Source organism: Mesocryomonas fontinalis (assembly GCF_055730125.2).
Genome location: NZ_JBUZWG020000007.1, coordinates 65,444 through 81,107, shown reverse-complemented (window position 1 = coordinate 81,107; position 15,664 = coordinate 65,444). Strand labels below are relative to the sequence as shown.

Sequence of the window (15,664 nt, the reverse complement as noted above, 5' to 3'; positions counted from 1 at the left end):
GTTCGAGATCGAACCGGGCGCCCGTCGAAAGAAGGGTTTTTCAGCCCTCAGAGCTGGAGCTGATTAAAGCCGGCACTGGTGGGCACGGCCGTCATTACCGATGAAGGTGTTCAAGCGGGCGTCATAGGTGCGGTAGCGTGCCGCGCAGGCATCGACCCGGTTGTAGCCGCCGCGATAGACCGGCGCCGGGCGGTAGGCGCGGTTCACCGGGCCCTCGTTGACGATATAGCCACCCCGGCCGTAGTAGCCGTTGTCGTAGGCCCTCGGTGCAGCAAGCGCGCCGCCGATGAGAGCGCCAACACCAAGGCCAACTGCGCCTGCAGCCAGAGCGTCACCGTGCCCGCGGTGATGATAGCGGCGACCACCATCATAGCCGCGGTAGTAGCGGCGCCCGCCATCGTAGTAGCCGCGATGGCCGCCATCGTAATAGCCCCGGTGGTGGCGGTAGTAGCCGTCCGCCGATGCGGTGGTCGCCGTTGCAAGAGTGCCGGTCACCAGCATCGCGACCGTGCCGAGCGCTGCGAAGAAAGTCTTCATGGCTTGCCTCAAAATTGGGATGGCGGACAAAACCGCAATGAAAGCTAGATGGAGTTGAATGCGCGCGATGGCGCCAAGGTTCCGCCGAGACCTCAGGCGCCGCTCGTGCGACCGGCCTGAGCCTTAATCGCTATCGATCTCGCAAATGCGGGGCTCGCACGCAGAAGTCACTGGCACGAACGAAGCGGGAACGCTACATCCCTGCAATGGCCGCACCGACCCTCATGCAAAAACTCGCCATCCTCAGCGACGCCGCGAAATACGACGCGTCCTGCGCCTCGAGCGGCACCACCAAGCGTGACAGCGCCAAGTCCGGCGGCATCGGCTCGACCGAGGGGCACGGCATCTGCCACGCCTACGCTCCGGACGGCCGCTGCATCTCGTTGCTCAAGATCCTGATGACGAACTTCTGCGTCTATGACTGCATCTACTGCGTCAACCGCTCGTCCTCGAACGTCGCCCGCGCCCGCTTCAGCGTCGACGAGGTGGTGAAGCTGACGATGGAGTTCTACAAGCGCAACTACATCGAGGGCCTGTTCCTCTCCTCCGGTATCATCAAGAACTCCGACCACACGATGGAGCAGATGGTGGAGATCGCCCGCAAGCTGCGGATGGTCGAGAACTTCGCCGGCTACATCCACCTCAAGACCATTCCGGACGCCGCGCCGCATCTGATCGAGCAGGCCGGGCTGTTCGCCGACCGCCTGTCGATCAACATCGAGCTGCCGACCGATCTCTCGCTGTCGGCGCTGGCGCCGGAGAAGGACGCGCGCGACATCCGCCGCTCGATGGGGCACCTGCGCGCCAAGATCGAGGAGCACAAGGGCGAGAAGAAGGACCGGGCCAAGCCGAAGAAGTTCTCGCCTTCCGGCCAGTCGACGCAGATGATCATCGGCGCCGACGCCTCCGACGACAACGACGTCCTGTCGCGCTCGGAGAATCTCTACGGCTCCTACCAGCTGAAGCGCGTCTACTACTCCGCCTTCTCGCCGATCCCCGACGCCTCCAGCCGCCTGCCGCTGTCGCGCCCGCCGCTGGTGCGCGAGCACCGTCTCTACCAGGCCGACTGGCTGATGCGCTTCTACGGCTTCGGTCGCGACGAGATCGTGTCGGGCGGCGAGGGCGGCATGCTGGATCTCGCCATCGATCCGAAGCTCGCCTGGGCGCTGAAGCACCGCGCGCGCTTCCCCGTCGACGTCAACCGCGCCGACCGCGAGATGTTGCTGCGGGTGCCCGGCCTCGGGACCAAGGCGGTGGCGCGCATCCTGACGACCCGGCGGCATCGCACGCTGCGGCTCGACGACGTCGCCAAGCTCTGTCAGTCGATCACCAAGGCGCGGCCGTTCATCGAGGCGCTGGACTGGACGCCGGGCGGCCTCACCGACAGCGCCGGCTTGCGGGCGACCATGTCGCCGAAGCCGAAGGCGGAGCAGCTGTCGCTGTTCTGAACAAGTCGGCTTCGGCACGCGGCGGCTGGCCTTTCGCTCGCGCCCTTAGGTCCTGGCTCGCGGCAGCCTCCGCCCGTCGATGCAACCGCCGCCGCTCCCGGCGCTTGTCCGGAAAAGGAGGCTCTCATGTTTCATGCCCGGCTCGACCATCCCGCCGACTTCGACGGCTGGCGCACGGCGGCGCGGACCGCGGTAGAGCTCGGCATCGCGCCGGCCGAGATGAGCTTCACCGTCGGCGACGACGCGCCGGGCCTGTTCGCCGAACCACTTCCGCCGCGGCCGACAAGCGCCAAAGCGATCACCGTCTCGAAGGCGTTTCCCGACCTTGCGGGCAAGATCGTCTGCCACGCCGATCCCGCCCGCTTCGACCTCGCCTACCGCCTGCTCTGGCGGCTGCAGACGGAAAGGAAGCTCCTGGAGATCGCCTCGGACGCCGATGTGCTTGCGGCGACCGAGATGGAGAAGGCGGTCCGCCGCGACAGCCACAAGATGAAGGCCTTCGTGCGGTTTCGCGAGATCGAGGTGGGGTCCGACACCGCGGCGCCGACGAAGCACTACATCGCCTGGTTCGAGCCCTTCCACCACGTCGTCGAGCGCACCGCGCCGTTCTTCGCCCGGCGCTTTGCCGGCATGGTCTGGTCGATCCTGACGCCACTCCGCTCGGTGCACTGGGACGGCACGACGCTCGCCTTCGCCCCCGGCGCTTCCATCGCCGACCGCCCGGCGGACGACGACATGGAGGCGCTGTGGCTCACCTACTACGCCTCGATCTTCAACCCGGCGCGGCTGAAGGTGAAGGCGATGCAGTCGGAAATGCCGAAGAAATACTGGCACAACCTGCCCGAGGCCGTGCTGATCGAGCCGCTGATCCAGGGCGCCGATGCGGCTGCCCGCCGCATGCTGGAAACCGCGCCGACGCTGCCGAGTTTACGCCACGCAAAACAGGCGGAGCGTGACGAGATGGCCCGGCAGGAAACGGTAGTGCGGCGGCAAGGCAACCAGCCGCAGACGATCGATGTGGCGCGGGCCGAGGCCCAGCACTGCAAGGCCTGCCCGCTGTGGGAGCCGGCGACGCAGACGGTTTTCGGCAAGGGTCCGGACAATGCGCCGGTGATCTTCGTCGGCGAGCAGCCGGGCGATCAGGAGGATCTGGCGGGCGAACCCTTCATCGGCCCGGCAGGCAAGGTCTTCGACGCCGCCCTCGCCGAAGCCGGCATCGACCGCGGCCAGGCCTACGTCACCAATGCCGTGAAGCACTTCAAGTTCACCCCGCGCGGCAAGCGGCGGATCCACCAGAAGCCGAACATGGGCGAGGTCAAGGCCTGCCGCTTCTGGCTGGAGCTCGAGCGCGACCTGGTGCGGCCGAAACTGATCGTGGCGCTCGGCGCGACCGCCGCGGCCTCGGTGCTCGGCAAGACGGTGACCATCCGCGACACCCGCTCGCGGCTGATCGATCTCGACGAGAACACCAAGCTCCTCGTCACCGTCCACCCCGCCTACATCCTGCGGCTGCCCGACCCCGAGGCGCAGGCGCGGGAGACCGAGCTGTTCAACGCCGACATGGCGCGGGTGCGGGACTACGTCCCTGAAATCGCGCTCGCGGCATAGGGCATCCCCGGCGCGCGTCCTCGCACCGGGCACGGCGCCATCAGGCGATGCTCACCGCGCGCAGGGCGAAGACGAGGAAACCGATGAGCGCGATGGCGAGGCACACCATGCCGCCGATCAGCAGCACCTTGCGCTGCCAGGACGGCGGGGCAATCGGGGTCTCGTCGCGTATGGGAGGGCGGGGCAATCGGATCTCCTTCGGGGGATGGCTGCCTCTCATATAGGCCGGCACGATCAGCCGCACCCGGACAAACCGTCCCATCGCTACATCCCGCCGGAGAGTTAGGGGTCGCGCGCCGCCGGTGCTTTCAGTATGCCGGATGAGGGCAGGAACGGCGCTGGGTCTGCGGGTCACGGCAGAGAGCGGGGATAACGGGATGGACGGCATGGACGGCAAAGGCGGCGAGCGACGGGACCTGGAGGAGATTTTCGCGGCGGTGGTGGCGGCTGCCCATCCCGGCGCGGTCCTGGCGCGCCATCTGCCGGAGCCGCCCACCGGCCGCGTGATCGTGCTCGGCGCCGGCAAGGCCGGAGCCAGCATGGCCGCCGCCGCCGTCCGCTTCTACCAGGCCAAGGGCCTCGGCGATGACCGCGTCACCGGCATCGCGGTCGCGCGAGACGGCTATGGCTGCGATGCCGGGCCGGTCGACGTCGTCGAGGCCGGTCACCCCCTGCCGAACGCCGCCGGCCTTGCTGCGACGCGCCGAGTCCTCGATTTCGCGCGGGGCGCGGGGCCGGGCGACCTCGTGCTGGCGCTGATCTCCGGTGGCGGTTCGGCCAACTGGCTTCTGCCGCGCGGCGATATCACGCTCGCCGACAAGCAGGCGGTGACGAAGGCGCTGCTGCGCAGCGGCGCTGGCATCGGCGAGATCAACTGCGTGCGCAAGCACCTCTCCGAGATCAAGGGCGGGCGCCTTGCCGTCGCTTGCGGCGATGCCCGGCTGGTGACCCTCGCCATCTCCGACGTGCCCGGAGACGATCCGAGCGTCATTGCGTCCGGGCCGACCGTCCCGGACCCGACGACGCTGGCCGATGCGCGCGAGATCGTCCGCCGCCGGGGAATCACCTTGCCTGAAAGCTGCCGACGGGCGCTCGAGGATCCCGCCAGCGAGACGCCGAAGCCCGGCGATGCCGCTTTCGACGGCCGGCCCTACACGATCGTCGCCACTCCGGCCACGGCGCTTGCCGCGGGCGTGGCCGCCGCCGAGGCGCTCGGCTACCGCGCGGTCATGCTCGGCGCCGATCTGGAGGGCGAGGCGCGCGATGTCGCCCGGTCGCATGCCGCCTTGGCGCTCGCGGCAAAGCGGAATGGCGAGCGGCTGGCGATTCTCTCCGGCGGCGAGCTAACCGTGACGATCGCCGGCGAGGGACGCGGCGGCCCGAACCAGGAATACGCGCTGGCGCTGGCCCTGGCGCTCGGCGGCGCGCCGGGAATTCACGCGCTCAGCGCCGACACCGACGGCACCGACGGCGGGACCGGCCTCGCGACAGATCCCGCGGGGGCCTTCGTGGGACCGGAGACGCTGGAAGCGGCCCGCGCCGCCGGCATCGATCCGGCCGCAGCGCTCGCGGACAATGATTCCACCGGCTTCTTCGCGGCGATCGGCGGGCTGTTCGTGCCGGGACCGACGCTCACCAACGTCAATGACTGCCGCGTGATCCTCGTCGGCTGAGGCTTGGCGGCGGCGGGCGCCGAGGCTAACGTCCCGCCGCAAACGCCTGGGGAGAGACCGATGAAACGCAGCCGAGTGAACGCCATCCTGCAGGAAGGCGACGCCTTCATCCGCTCCTTCGGCTACGTCATGCCGCCCTTCGCCTATTTCAGCCCCGCCGAGATGCAGGCCCGCAGCGACCTCGCTCTGCTCAAGCAGCGCCAGATGGGCTGGGACGTCACCGACTTCGGCAGCGGCGACTTCGACCGGATCGGGCTGTTCCTCTTCACCGTGCGCAACGGCGACAACGCCGACCTCGCGGCCGGCCGCGGCATGCTCTACGCCGAGAAGATCATGATCTCGAAACAGGACCAGGTCACGCCGATGCACCGGCACGACCTGAAGGCCGAGGACATCATCAACCGCGGCGGCGGCACGCTGACGCTGGAGCTCTTCAGCCGCGCCCCCGATGGCGGGATCGACGAGACGGCCGATGTCGAGGTCTACTGCGACGGCATCGCCCGGCGCATGGCGGCCGGCGACAAGCTGCGGCTGACCCCCGGCGAGAGCGTCACCTTGCTGCCGCACCACTGGCATTCTTTCTGGGGCGAGGGCGCCGACGTGCTGGTCGCCGAGGTCTCGACGGTCAACGACGACCGGACCGACAACATCTTCCGCGAGCCGGTCGGGCGCTTCGCCGAGATCGAGGAGGACGAGGCGCCGATGCACCTCCTCGTCGCCGACTACGACGCCTGGCTGAAGGGCTGATGCCGCTCGCCTCCGCCGGGTTGCGGCCCGCGGCGCGGCGGTGGCGGCTCGGGCTCGTGGCCCTACTGTCCGGCATGGTCCTGACGGCGGTCGCCGCGTCCGCCGCTTTGGCGGGCGAGATCCGGGACTTCGCGTTCTTCTCGCCGGCGCTCGGCAAGGCGCAGTCGGCGCGCGTCTATGTGCCCGATGGTCCAGCGCCGCAGGGCGGCTGGCCGGTGCTCTATCTGCTGCACGGGCTCGGCGGCAACGCCCATGACTGGCAGCGGGCCGGCGGCATCGACGCGACGCTCGACCGGATGATCGCTGCCGGTGAGATCCGGCCGCTGCTGGTGGTGATGCCGGACGCCAATGACTCCTGGTACGTCGATTCCGCCGAGGTCGGCGGGCCCGGCAACTATGCCGCGCTGGTCTCGATCGATCTTCCGGCGGCGGTCGAGAAGGCCTTTCCGGTGGGCCGGGATCTCGCCCACCGCGCCATTGCCGGCCTGTCGATGGGCGGCGCCGGCGCGCTGCGGCTGGCGCTGACCTTGCCCGAGCGGTACGGCGCCGTGGCCGCGCTGTCGCCGGCGATCTGGCAGAACGTGCCGGCGGAGGATTTCGGCAGAAGCGCTGCCGAACTCGCGGTGATCCGCGACAGCCGCTATTTCCACCGGATCGATCCCGATACGATCGGCACCGGCATCGACATCCCGCCGGAAGGCCTGCACTTCGGCGGCGCCTTCGGCACGCCCTTCCAGCCGCAGCGGTTCAACGCCAGCAACGTCTTCACCTTGCTGTCGGAGGCGATCATGGCGAAGGCCGCGCTGCCGCCGATCTTCGTGACCGTTGGCGACGACGACAGCCATCTTCTGTGGCGCGGCGGCATCGCCTTCTTCGAGACCATGCGGGCCGACGATCGGCCGATGGAGTTCCGGATGACGGACGGCGACCATACCTGGGATCTCTGGCGGGTCTCGATCGTCGACGCGCTGCGCTTCATCGATGCTTCCATCGACCGGCCGGCCGTCGCCGGCCCAAGCGATCCGCCCCCGCTGGCGCCGGAATAGGGTCGCGCATCACGGCTTTCGCACAGAGGCCGGAGAATCTGCGCGAAGCTGTGGAGAAGACGGCTTTTCCTCCGACTCCTGACGGCCCCGCGGTGATAGGGAATGCCTCTGTCCCCCTCTCGCCCGAAGGAGCGCCATCGATGAAAGTCGCCGTCGACCTCGGCACCACCGCCACCGGCGATCCCGCCGAGATGGATCTCGAGGAACTGCTGTCGACGCGGCTTCTCGTGCAGGGCAATTCTGGCTCGGGCAAATCGCACCTCCTTCGCCGGCTGCTCGAGCAGAGCGCCGAATGGGTACAGCAGGCGATCATCGATCCCGAGGGCGACTTCGTCTCCTTCGCCGAGCGCTATGGCCACATCGTCGTCGACGCCAACCGGACGCCCGCCGAGCTGCAGCGCATCGCCGCGCGCATCCGCCAGCACCGCGCCTCGGTCGTCCTCAACCTCGAGGGCCTCGACGCCGAGGTGCAGATGCAGTGCGCCGCGGCCTTCTTGAATGGCCTCTTCGACGTCGACCATTCGCTCTGGTTCCCGATGCTGATCGCCGTCGACGAGGCGCAGCTTTTCGCCCCCGCGATCGCCGGCGATGTCTCGGACGACGCGCGCAAGGTGTCGCTCTCGGCGATGACGAACCTGATGTGCCGCGGGCGCAAGCGGGGCCTTGCCGGCATCGTCGCAACGCAGCGGCTGGCAAAGCTTGCCAAGAACGTCGCGGCCGAGGCCTCGAACTTCCTGATGGGCCGGACTTTCCTCGACATCGACATGGCGCGCGCCGCCGACCTCCTCGGCATGGACCGCCGCCAGGCCGAGCGGTTCCGCGACCTCGAGCCCGGGCATTTCGTCGCGCTGGGGCCGGCCTTGTCGCGCCGGCCGGTGCCGATCCGCATCGGCCCGGTCGAGACATCAGGCCGCACCGGGCGGCCGACGCTGATGGCGCGGCCGGAAATGGCGCCGGAGGACATGGCGGACCTCATCTTCAAGGGCGGCAACGACGCGCCGGCGCCGATGATGGCGCGCGCGCCGGCGCCGATCCGCGACGTGCTGGAGCGGGTTTCCCAGCCGAAGCCCGAGCCCGACGCCGATCCCCGCTCGGCCGAATCGCGCCAGGCGCTGGTCGAGGACATCTTCGCCGAAATGCTGGCCGACCCCGAGGCGGCCTTCCGCCCGGTGCCGATCCTCTACCAGGATTTCCTCGTCCACTGCCGGCTGAAGCGCCTCGGCGGTGCCGAGACCGGCATGCCGGCCTTCCGTCGCCGCCTCTCGCTCGCCCGCGCCGGGGTGTCGGAAGAGACCGAGGACGAGGACTGGCTCAGCGTCATCCAGCGCTCCGAGGCCCTGCCGGAGGAGATGCAGGGGGTCTATCTCATGCTGGCGCGGGCCGCCCGCGACGGCGAGGAATGCCCGTCGGACGAGGCGCTGGCGCGCGCCTATGGTAGCCGCTCGCCGTCGCGCGGCCGCTTCCTGCTCGGCTTCATGGCCGAGCGAGACTTCATCACTGCCGAGGCCGATTTTCGCGGCAACCGCGTCGTGACCATCACCGGCACGCCGTGGCGCGCCTCCCAGCGCGGCAATCTGCCACCCCCGCCAGCGGCGCCGACGCCGCTCGACGAGGCGAGGGCCCGGCGGGCCGCGCGGCTGTCGGGGCGGTAAGGACTACTGCAGCCGCAGATCCTCTGGCCAATCCTGCGCCGTGTGAACGACCGCCAGAACCTCGATCTGCTCGTGAACCCGGTAGACGACGATATAACTGGTGCGCGCTAGAACGAGCTCACGGGTTCGCTTGTCCCGCCCTTGCCGTCCGAGCAGTGGATTGATCGACAGGAGCCTTTGGGTTCGCTGGAAAATGTCCCGAACGACCCGGTGAGCCGTCCTTGGGCTGTCCTGCGCAATATACGCCTGTATCTGGTCAAGCTGGCGGAGCGCAAAACGCGTCCAGGCCACCCGCATCAGCGGGCGCGATGCCGGTTCAGCACCAGTTCGACCTCCTCTGGCGTCGCAAACTCTCCGGCGTCAGCTGCTGCAATGCCAGCCGCGACGGTGTCGAGAAACCGCTCCTGCCACTCCAGCGAACGGCCGTTCTCCAGCGCATCGGCGACCACTTCCGATGCCGTCAGACTGGATCGCGCGGCGATCGCTTCGATGCGGGCGCGCAAGTTCGGGGGAAGAGATAGGGTCGTGTCCATCATGCTATCTTGGATCCACGCGGCCGGCCTTGCAATCGCTGCGGACGTCAGATCACTGTCATGCCTTCCAATTCGCCGCGACTATGGATCGGCGCGGTAAGTTCTGGAAAACGATAGATCGAACGGGCAGCGGCGAATTGGCGCATCGCAGTGGCTGGATGGCGCCGGTTCTGCTCGGGAAGGCCGGGCTGCCGTTTTCCAGTCCGCTTTTGCCTTGGCCTGCTCTCTGCGTCCCGTCCTCCGCTTGAACTTTTTGTGCGGAACGGCGCCCTTGTAGGATAGGCTGTGGCGGCTAATTCGAGGCGGGTGAATGGCATCGCCGGGGAGACAGAGTGGTAAGGCAGGATCGGGACGGGGTCGACATCGTGTTCGTCGGTGGCGGGCTGGCGAACGGGCTGATCGCCTATCGCCTTGCGAAGCTTCGTCCGGACCTCAGGCTGTTGCTGCTGGAGGCGGGGGATCTGGTCGGGGGAAACCATACCTGGTCTCTCCACGATGGCGACCTGACAGCCGATCAGCAGGCGTGGCTCGAGCCCTTCATCGTCCACCGCTGGCCTGGCTACTCCGTCCGCTTTCCCGAACGCGCGCGTGATCTCGCCACCGGCTACCGAAGCGTCACATCTGAGCGCTTCGCCGAAATCCTGGCCGAGACGCTCGGGCCCGCCATCCGCTGCGGCGAGAAGGTCGCGGCCGTCAGCGCGAACGCCGTCACGCTGGCCAGCGGCGAGCGGATCGAGGCGGGCTGCATCGTCGACGGGCGGGGAACGGCGCCCAGCCGGCACCTGACGCTCGGCTTCCAGAAATTCCTCGGCCAGGAGATCGAGCTGACGGCGCCGCACGGGCTGCAGCGGCCGATCATCATGGATGCGACCGTTCCGCAGCAGGACGGCTACCGCTTCGTCTACACCTTGCCTTTCGGACCGAAGACGTTGCTGGTCGAGGACACCTACTACGCCGACGGCCCGGCACTGGAGCCCGAGCGGCTGCGGGCGGAAATTGCGAGCTATCTCGCCCGCCAGGGCTGGACGGCCAGGACGGTGCTGCGCGAAGAGGCGGGCGTCCTGCCGATCGCGCTCGGCGGTGACATCGATGCGTTCTGGGACGACAAAGCCGGGGTCGCCTCGACCGGTCTCGCCGCGGCGCTCTTCCACCCGACCACCGGCTATTCGCTGCCGGATGCCGTGCGCCTCGCCGACCGCATCGCGGCTCTCCAGGACTTCTCGGCCGAAGCGGTGTTTTCAGCGACGCGGGCGCATTCGCTGAAGGCCTGGAGGGCGCGCGGCTTCTTCCGCATGCTGAACCGCTTCCTGTTCCTCGCCGGCCTGCCGGGCGAGCGATACCGCATCCTGCAGCATTTCTACCGGCTGCCGACGCCCCTGGTGGCGCGCTTCTATGCCGGCAAGCTCAATCCGCTCGACTGGGCCCGCATCCTCACCGGCAAGCCGCCGGTGCCTTTCGGCAATGCCATGCGCGTGCTCGCGCAACCCTCCCATACGAAGAAGGCGCGCGCCTGATGCTGCAGAAACTCTCGCCCAGGACCGCCGTCGTCGTCGGCTCCGGCTTTGGCGGCCTTGCCCTCGCGATCCGGCTGCAGGCCGCCGGCATCTCCACCACGCTCGTCGAGAAGCGCGACAAGCCCGGCGGCCGAGCCTATGTCTACGAGGACCAAGGCTTCACCTTCGACGCCGGGCCGACGGTGATCACCGACCCCTCGGCGCTGGAGGAACTGTTCGAGGTCGCCGGCAAGCGGCTGTCGGACTACGTCGAGCTCTTGCCGGTCAGTCCGTTCTACCGGCTGTGCTGGGAAGACGGCTACGCCTTCGACTACGTCAACGACCAGGCCGAGCTGGACCGCCAGATCGCCGCGAAGAACCCGGCCGATCTCGAGGGCTACCGGAACTTCCTCGCCTATTCCAAGGCGGTGTTCGAGGAGGGATACCTGAAGCTCGGCACCGTGCCCTTCCTGAACTTCAAGGACATGATCAAGGCCGGACCGGCGCTCGCCAAGCTGCAGGCGTGGAAGAGCGTCTATGCGAAGGTCGCCGACTACATCAAGGACGAGCAGCTGCGGCAGGCGTTCTCCTTCCACTCGCTCCTCGTCGGCGGCAATCCGTTCGCGACATCCTCGATCTATGCGCTGATCCACGCGCTGGAGCGGCAGTGGGGCGTCTGGTTCCCGCGCGGCGGGACAGGGGCTCTGGTGCGGGGCATGGTGCAGCTGTTCGAAGACATCGGCGGGACGGTGCATCTTTCCGCGGAAGCCGAGCGCATAGAACTCGCCGATGGCCGCGCGACCGCCGTGGTGCTGAAGGACGGCCGGCGCTTTGCCGCCGATCTCGTCGCCTCCAATGCCGACGTCGTCCACACTTATGCGACGCTTCTTGCCGGCACCAAGCGCGGCGAGGCGGCAGCCAAGAGCCTGAAGCGCAAGAAGTTCTCGATGTCGCTCTTCGTCATCTACTTCGGACTGAAGAAGCACCGGCCGGACATCCAGCACCACACCGTCTGCTTCGGCGCACGCTACCGCGAGCTGATCGGCGAAATCTTCAACGGCGCCGAGCTGCCGGCGGATTTCTCGCTCTACCTCCACAACCCTTGCGCCACCGATCCGTCGCTGGCGCCGGAGGGGGCTGGCAGCTTCTACGTGCTGTCGCCGGTGCCGCATCTCGGCAATGCCGACATCGACTGGGAAGTCGAGGGGCCGCGCTACCGCGACCAGATCTTCGACTATCTCGAGAAGCACTACATGCCCGGCCTGAAAGAGGATCTCGTGACCTCCCGCATCTTTACGCCGCTCGACTTCCGCGACGAACTGAACGCGCATGTCGGCTCGGCCTTCTCGCTCGATCCGGTGCTGACGCAGAGCGCGTGGTTCCGGCCGCACAACCGCGATGATGCCATCCCTAACCTCTACATCGTCGGTGCGGGAACGCATCCCGGCGCTGGCGTGCCAGGCGTCGTCGGCTCCGCCAAGGCGACGGCGGGCCTGATGATCGCGGATGCCGAGCGTGCCTGAACGCGTCGCCGCAGCGGCGGACGAAAGGCTGGTGGGTACCCCCGGCACGGTGAACAGGGCGGGCGGCAAGGCAGAAGCGATACGCGGGCAGGTACGGGGCGGCAGCCCGGCGACAGGGCAGGCGGCTCTGGCGGCGGTGGACGAAGAGGCCATCGCAGAGATGGCGGCCGCGACCATCGCACGGGGATCGCAAAGCTTTGCCGCAGCGGCAAAACTGTTCGACCCGGTCACGCGGCAAGGTGCCATGCTGCTCTACGCCTGGTGCCGGCACTGCGACGACGTGGTGGATGATCAGGACCTCGGCTTCGCCCGCGAGATCGTTGCCGCGACGCCGTCCGCCCAGCGAGCGACTTCGCTCGCTAAACGGGCGACGTCGCCGGCGGAGCGGATCGCCGGCCTGGAAGCGACGACGCGCGCCGCCTTCGCCGACGAGCCGGTGTCCGACCCGGCGTTCCGCGCCTTGCAGCTGGTGGCGCGCCGGCATGGCCTGCCGCTCGGCCTTGCGCTCGATCATCTCGAAGGTTTCCGGATGGACGTCGACGAGCGGCAGTACCGGACGAGCGAAGACCTCCTCGACTACTGCCACCATGTGGCCGGGGTCGTCGGCGAGATGATGTCGATGGTGATGGGGGCGCGGGATGCGGGGACCGTCCAGCATGCTGCCGATCTTGGCCTGGCCTTCCAGCTCACCAACATCGCCCGCGACATCGTGCCCGATGCGCGCGTCGGCCGCGTCTATCTGCCGGCGACATGGCTGGCGGAGGTCGGGCTCGATGCGGCCGGCATCACCCGGCCCGAGCGACGCGGGGATGTCGCGGTCCTCGCGGCGCGGCTGGTAGCGATGGCCGAGCCTTATTACGCCTCGGCTCGGATCGGCGTCGATGCCTTGCCGCGCAGGTCGGCCTGGGCCGTGGCGACGGCGCTCGGGGTGTACCGCGAGATCGGGCTGCGGGTGGTGGCGCTCGGGCCGCGCGCCTGGGATGCGCGGGTATCGACATCCAAAGCCGACAAGCTCGGCCATGTCTTCAAGGCCGCAGCGGTGGCGTTTGGCCCGCGCAGGGCAGGTTCGTCTGCACGGCCCGACGGTCTCTGGCGTCACGCCGACTGAGGCGGGGGACCAGGCGACCAGTGGACGACACTCTCGTTCGTCCGGATCCATGCGTCCATGCCGAAGACGGCCGCAAGGGTAGGGACGATCGGGAAAGGCCTCTCTTGAACCCTCAGCGGGCGCCGATTTCCTGGCCCAGTCCGCCCGGCATGTCGTCATTGCTGAAGGCGGCGGCAAGCGGGGCAGGCAAGGCCTGTTCAACGATCGCCGACACCAGCCCGTGCAGCCGGCTGCCCGTGCCGAAGATCTCGTCCAGCGCCTGCTGCGCCTTTTCGATGTGCCGGTCGATGCGGCGGCGGGCGGAGTCGCGTCCGACGATCGAGAGGATCGTCGATTTGCCCTCGTCCTTGCCAATGTCCTTGCCGGTAAGGCCTGGGTTCGCCGCAAGGTCGAGAAAGTCGTCGAGCAGCTGGAAGGCGTGGCCAAGCTCTTCGGCGAAGCTGCGCAACTTGGAGCGGGTCGCCGCATCGGCTCCGGCTATAACGCCGCCGATCTCGACGGCGGCCGAAAACAGCGCGCCGGTCTTCAGCCCGTTGGCGGCCTGGATCTCTGCCACCGCGCGCCGCGTCTTGCCGCGGCGAAGATCGTCGAACTGACCGCCGACGAGGCCGGCGACGCCCACCGCCTTCGCCAGGATCGAGATGGCGTCGAGCCTCACGGCGGCCGGGATCTCGGAGATTTCCGAGATCAGCTGGTAGGCGAGGCTCACTGCCGAGATCGAGACGAGAACGGCGATGTCCTCGCCATGGCCGACATGAACGGTCGGCAGGCCGCGCCGGAGCTTGGCGTTGTCCATGCAAGGCAGGTCATCGAGCACCAGCGACGCCGCGTGCACCAGTTCGACGGCGCAGCCGGCGTCGATCGCGGAGAGGGCGTTGCCGCCGAGATCTTCGGCCGTCAGCACCGTCATCAGCGGCCGCAGCCGTTTCCCGGGCGCCAGCACGCCGTCGCGCATCGCCGCGTCGAGGGCTGAATGGCCGGGCAGCACGGGCGGCAGCAGGGCGGCAAGGCGCAGGTCGATCTGACGGCGATAGAGCGTCAGGCCCGTCGTCGCATCCACGTTCATTGCCGACTTCTCGCTTCGCTCTGTCTCATCTGAGCCTTTTTACCAGTTGGCCCCTATACTTGACCCTTGCAGCCGCGGTGCCAAGTGCCGAAGCTGTGGGGCAGATGGGTTTTACCACGCCGTGCGAGCGGGCAAGGCGCCGCGAGCGCCGGCTGTACGCCCCGAGAGATGAAGGATTGCAGGGCGTTGACCAGCCAGAGCGAGACCGGCAGGGCGGACGATATCGGCGCCCGCAAGAGTGACCATCTCGATATCGTGTTGTCGCCCCGGCTTGCTGCGCGGCACGCCGATGCCGGGTTCGACGCCATCCGATTCGAGCACTGTGCCTTGCCGGAGCTCGATCTCGGTGCGATCGATCTCTCCTCACGCTTCCTCGGCAAGCCGCTCGCGGCGCCGCTCCTGATCTCGTCGATGACCGGCGGGCCCGCGCGGGCCGCACGGATCAACGCGCATCTGGCGGAAGCGGCGCAGGCGCTCGGCATCGCTCTTGGCGTCGGCTCCCAGCGCATCGCCCTCGAGGGCGCCGCTTCTGGGGGCCTCGACCGGTCACTCCGCGCGCTGGCGCCGGACGTCGTCCTGCTCGCCAATATCGGCGCCGCGCAGCTGCTTGAGGGCGGGCTCGACGTGGCGCGGCGGGCGGTGGCGATGATCGAGGCGGATGCGCTGATCGTCCATCTCAATCCGCTGCAGGAGGCTGTGCAGGCCGGCGGCGACCGCGACTGGCGCGGCGTCCTCGTCGCGATCGGTGATCTCGTCCGCAGCCTCGGCGTGCCGGTGGTGGTCAAGGAGGTCGGCGCCGGCCTGTCCGCCTCGGTCGCGCGGCGGCTGGTCGAGGTCGGCGTCGCGGTCATCGACGTCGCCGGCGCCGGCGGCACCAGCTGGGCGGCGGTGGAGGCGGAACGGGCGGCGAGCCTTGCGGAGCGCCGCACGGCGCTGATGTTCGCCGACTGGGGCATCCCGACAGCCGAGGCGATCGCCGCGGTGCGCGCCGCCTGCCCGGATGTCGTGCTGGTCGGCTCCGGCGGGGTCCGCTCCGGGCTCGATGCCGCCAAGGCGATCCGGCTCGGCGCCGACGTCGCCGGACAGGCGGCGGCAAGCCTTGCCAGTGCCGATGTCTCGACGGATGCGGTGGTGGCGCATTTCTCCGAGGTCATCGATCAGCTGCGGATCGCCTGCTTCTGCACCGGCTCGGCGGATCTCGCAGCCCTGCGGCGGGCCCCGCTTCTCTAG

15 protein-coding genes are annotated in these 15,664 nt (G+C 68.7%); 10 read left to right on the top strand and 5 right to left on the bottom strand.

The window, feature by feature from the left end:
* Positions 1-63: 63 nt before the first annotated feature.
* A complete protein-coding gene (locus tag ACZL02_RS17355) occupies positions 64-537 on the bottom strand; it encodes a BA14K family protein (protein WP_472940151.1) in 474 nt (157 codons plus the stop codon).
* 206 nt (positions 538-743) lie between these two features.
* Between ACZL02_RS17355 and ACZL02_RS17350 the strand changes: the two genes are divergently transcribed.
* Positions 744-1,985, top strand: coding sequence for a putative DNA modification/repair radical SAM protein (locus ACZL02_RS17350; RefSeq protein ID WP_472940150.1), 1,242 nt, complete (start codon positions 744-746; stop codon positions 1,983-1,985).
* A gap of 126 nt (positions 1,986-2,111) precedes the next feature.
* A complete protein-coding gene (locus ACZL02_RS17345; protein ID WP_472940149.1) occupies positions 2,112-3,593 on the top strand; it encodes a UdgX family uracil-DNA binding protein in 1,482 nt (493 codons plus the stop codon).
* A 40-nt stretch (positions 3,594-3,633) separates the two neighbouring features.
* Here ACZL02_RS17345 and ACZL02_RS17340 read toward each other — a convergent pair whose 3' ends face one another.
* Positions 3,634-3,855, bottom strand: coding sequence for a hypothetical protein (locus tag ACZL02_RS17340; protein ID WP_472940148.1), 222 nt, complete (start codon positions 3,853-3,855; stop codon positions 3,634-3,636).
* A 124-nt stretch (positions 3,856-3,979) separates the two neighbouring features.
* Between ACZL02_RS17340 and ACZL02_RS17335 the strand changes: the two genes are divergently transcribed.
* The 4 genes from ACZL02_RS17335 (at position 3,980) to ACZL02_RS17320 (ending at position 8,711) form a co-directional block, all read left to right on the top strand.
* On the top strand, positions 3,980-5,266 hold the full coding sequence (locus ACZL02_RS17335) for a glycerate kinase type-2 family protein (protein ID WP_472940147.1): 1,287 nt from the start codon (positions 3,980-3,982) through the stop codon (positions 5,264-5,266).
* Between the two features lie 60 nt (positions 5,267-5,326).
* Entirely contained in the window at positions 5,327-6,013 is a 687-nt protein-coding gene (locus ACZL02_RS17330; protein WP_472940146.1) for a D-lyxose/D-mannose family sugar isomerase, read from the top strand.
* Positions 6,013-7,059 (top strand): alpha/beta hydrolase, encoded by a 1,047-nt coding sequence (locus ACZL02_RS17325; RefSeq protein ID WP_472940145.1) that lies wholly within the window; start codon positions 6,013-6,015, stop codon positions 7,057-7,059. The genes ACZL02_RS17330 and ACZL02_RS17325 overlap by 1 nt, the downstream gene beginning before the upstream one ends.
* A gap of 140 nt (positions 7,060-7,199) precedes the next feature.
* Positions 7,200-8,711 carry a helicase HerA domain-containing protein gene (locus tag ACZL02_RS17320; protein WP_472940144.1) on the top strand — a complete coding sequence of 504 codons (1,512 nt, stop codon included), beginning with the start codon at positions 7,200-7,202 and terminating at the stop codon, positions 8,709-8,711.
* Positions 8,712-8,714: 3 nt separating this feature from the next.
* Here the strand turns inward: ACZL02_RS17320 and ACZL02_RS17315 are convergent, their stop codons facing one another.
* The gene (locus ACZL02_RS17315) at positions 8,715-9,008 is read right to left on the bottom strand and encodes a type II toxin-antitoxin system RelE/ParE family toxin (RefSeq protein ID WP_472940143.1); all 294 of its coding nucleotides are present in this window, start codon (positions 9,006-9,008) and stop codon (positions 8,715-8,717) included.
* Complete coding sequence (locus tag ACZL02_RS17310; protein ID WP_472940142.1) at positions 9,008-9,244, bottom strand: CopG family ribbon-helix-helix protein; 237 nt, start codon at positions 9,242-9,244, stop codon at positions 9,008-9,010. The genes ACZL02_RS17315 and ACZL02_RS17310 overlap by 1 nt, the downstream gene beginning before the upstream one ends.
* A 332-nt stretch (positions 9,245-9,576) precedes the next feature.
* On the opposite strand from ACZL02_RS17310, the gene crtY reads away from it, so the two are divergent.
* Genes crtY through ACZL02_RS17295 form a run of 3 tightly spaced genes read left to right on the top strand, consistent with a single transcriptional unit; the run spans position 9,577 to position 13,368 of the window.
* Positions 9,577-10,758, top strand: a complete 1,182-nt coding sequence (gene crtY / locus ACZL02_RS17305; protein ID WP_472940141.1) for a lycopene beta-cyclase CrtY — start codon at positions 9,577-9,579, stop codon at positions 10,756-10,758.
* Positions 10,758-12,260 carry a phytoene desaturase gene (locus ACZL02_RS17300; RefSeq protein ID WP_472940140.1) on the top strand — a complete coding sequence of 501 codons (1,503 nt, stop codon included), beginning with the start codon at positions 10,758-10,760 and terminating at the stop codon, positions 12,258-12,260. The genes crtY and ACZL02_RS17300 overlap by 1 nt, the downstream gene beginning before the upstream one ends.
* On the top strand, positions 12,253-13,368 hold the full coding sequence (locus ACZL02_RS17295) for a phytoene/squalene synthase family protein (protein WP_472940139.1): 1,116 nt from the start codon (positions 12,253-12,255) through the stop codon (positions 13,366-13,368). The genes ACZL02_RS17300 and ACZL02_RS17295 overlap by 8 nt, the downstream gene beginning before the upstream one ends.
* A 112-nt stretch (positions 13,369-13,480) precedes the next feature.
* Here the strand turns inward: ACZL02_RS17295 and ACZL02_RS17290 are convergent, their stop codons facing one another.
* Positions 13,481-14,434, bottom strand: coding sequence for a polyprenyl synthetase family protein (locus ACZL02_RS17290; RefSeq protein WP_472940138.1), 954 nt, complete (start codon positions 14,432-14,434; stop codon positions 13,481-13,483).
* A 168-nt stretch (positions 14,435-14,602) separates the two neighbouring features.
* On the opposite strand from ACZL02_RS17290, the gene fni reads away from it, so the two are divergent.
* Positions 14,603-15,664 (top strand): type 2 isopentenyl-diphosphate Delta-isomerase, encoded by a 1,062-nt coding sequence (fni, locus tag ACZL02_RS17285; protein ID WP_472940137.1) that lies wholly within the window; start codon positions 14,603-14,605, stop codon positions 15,662-15,664.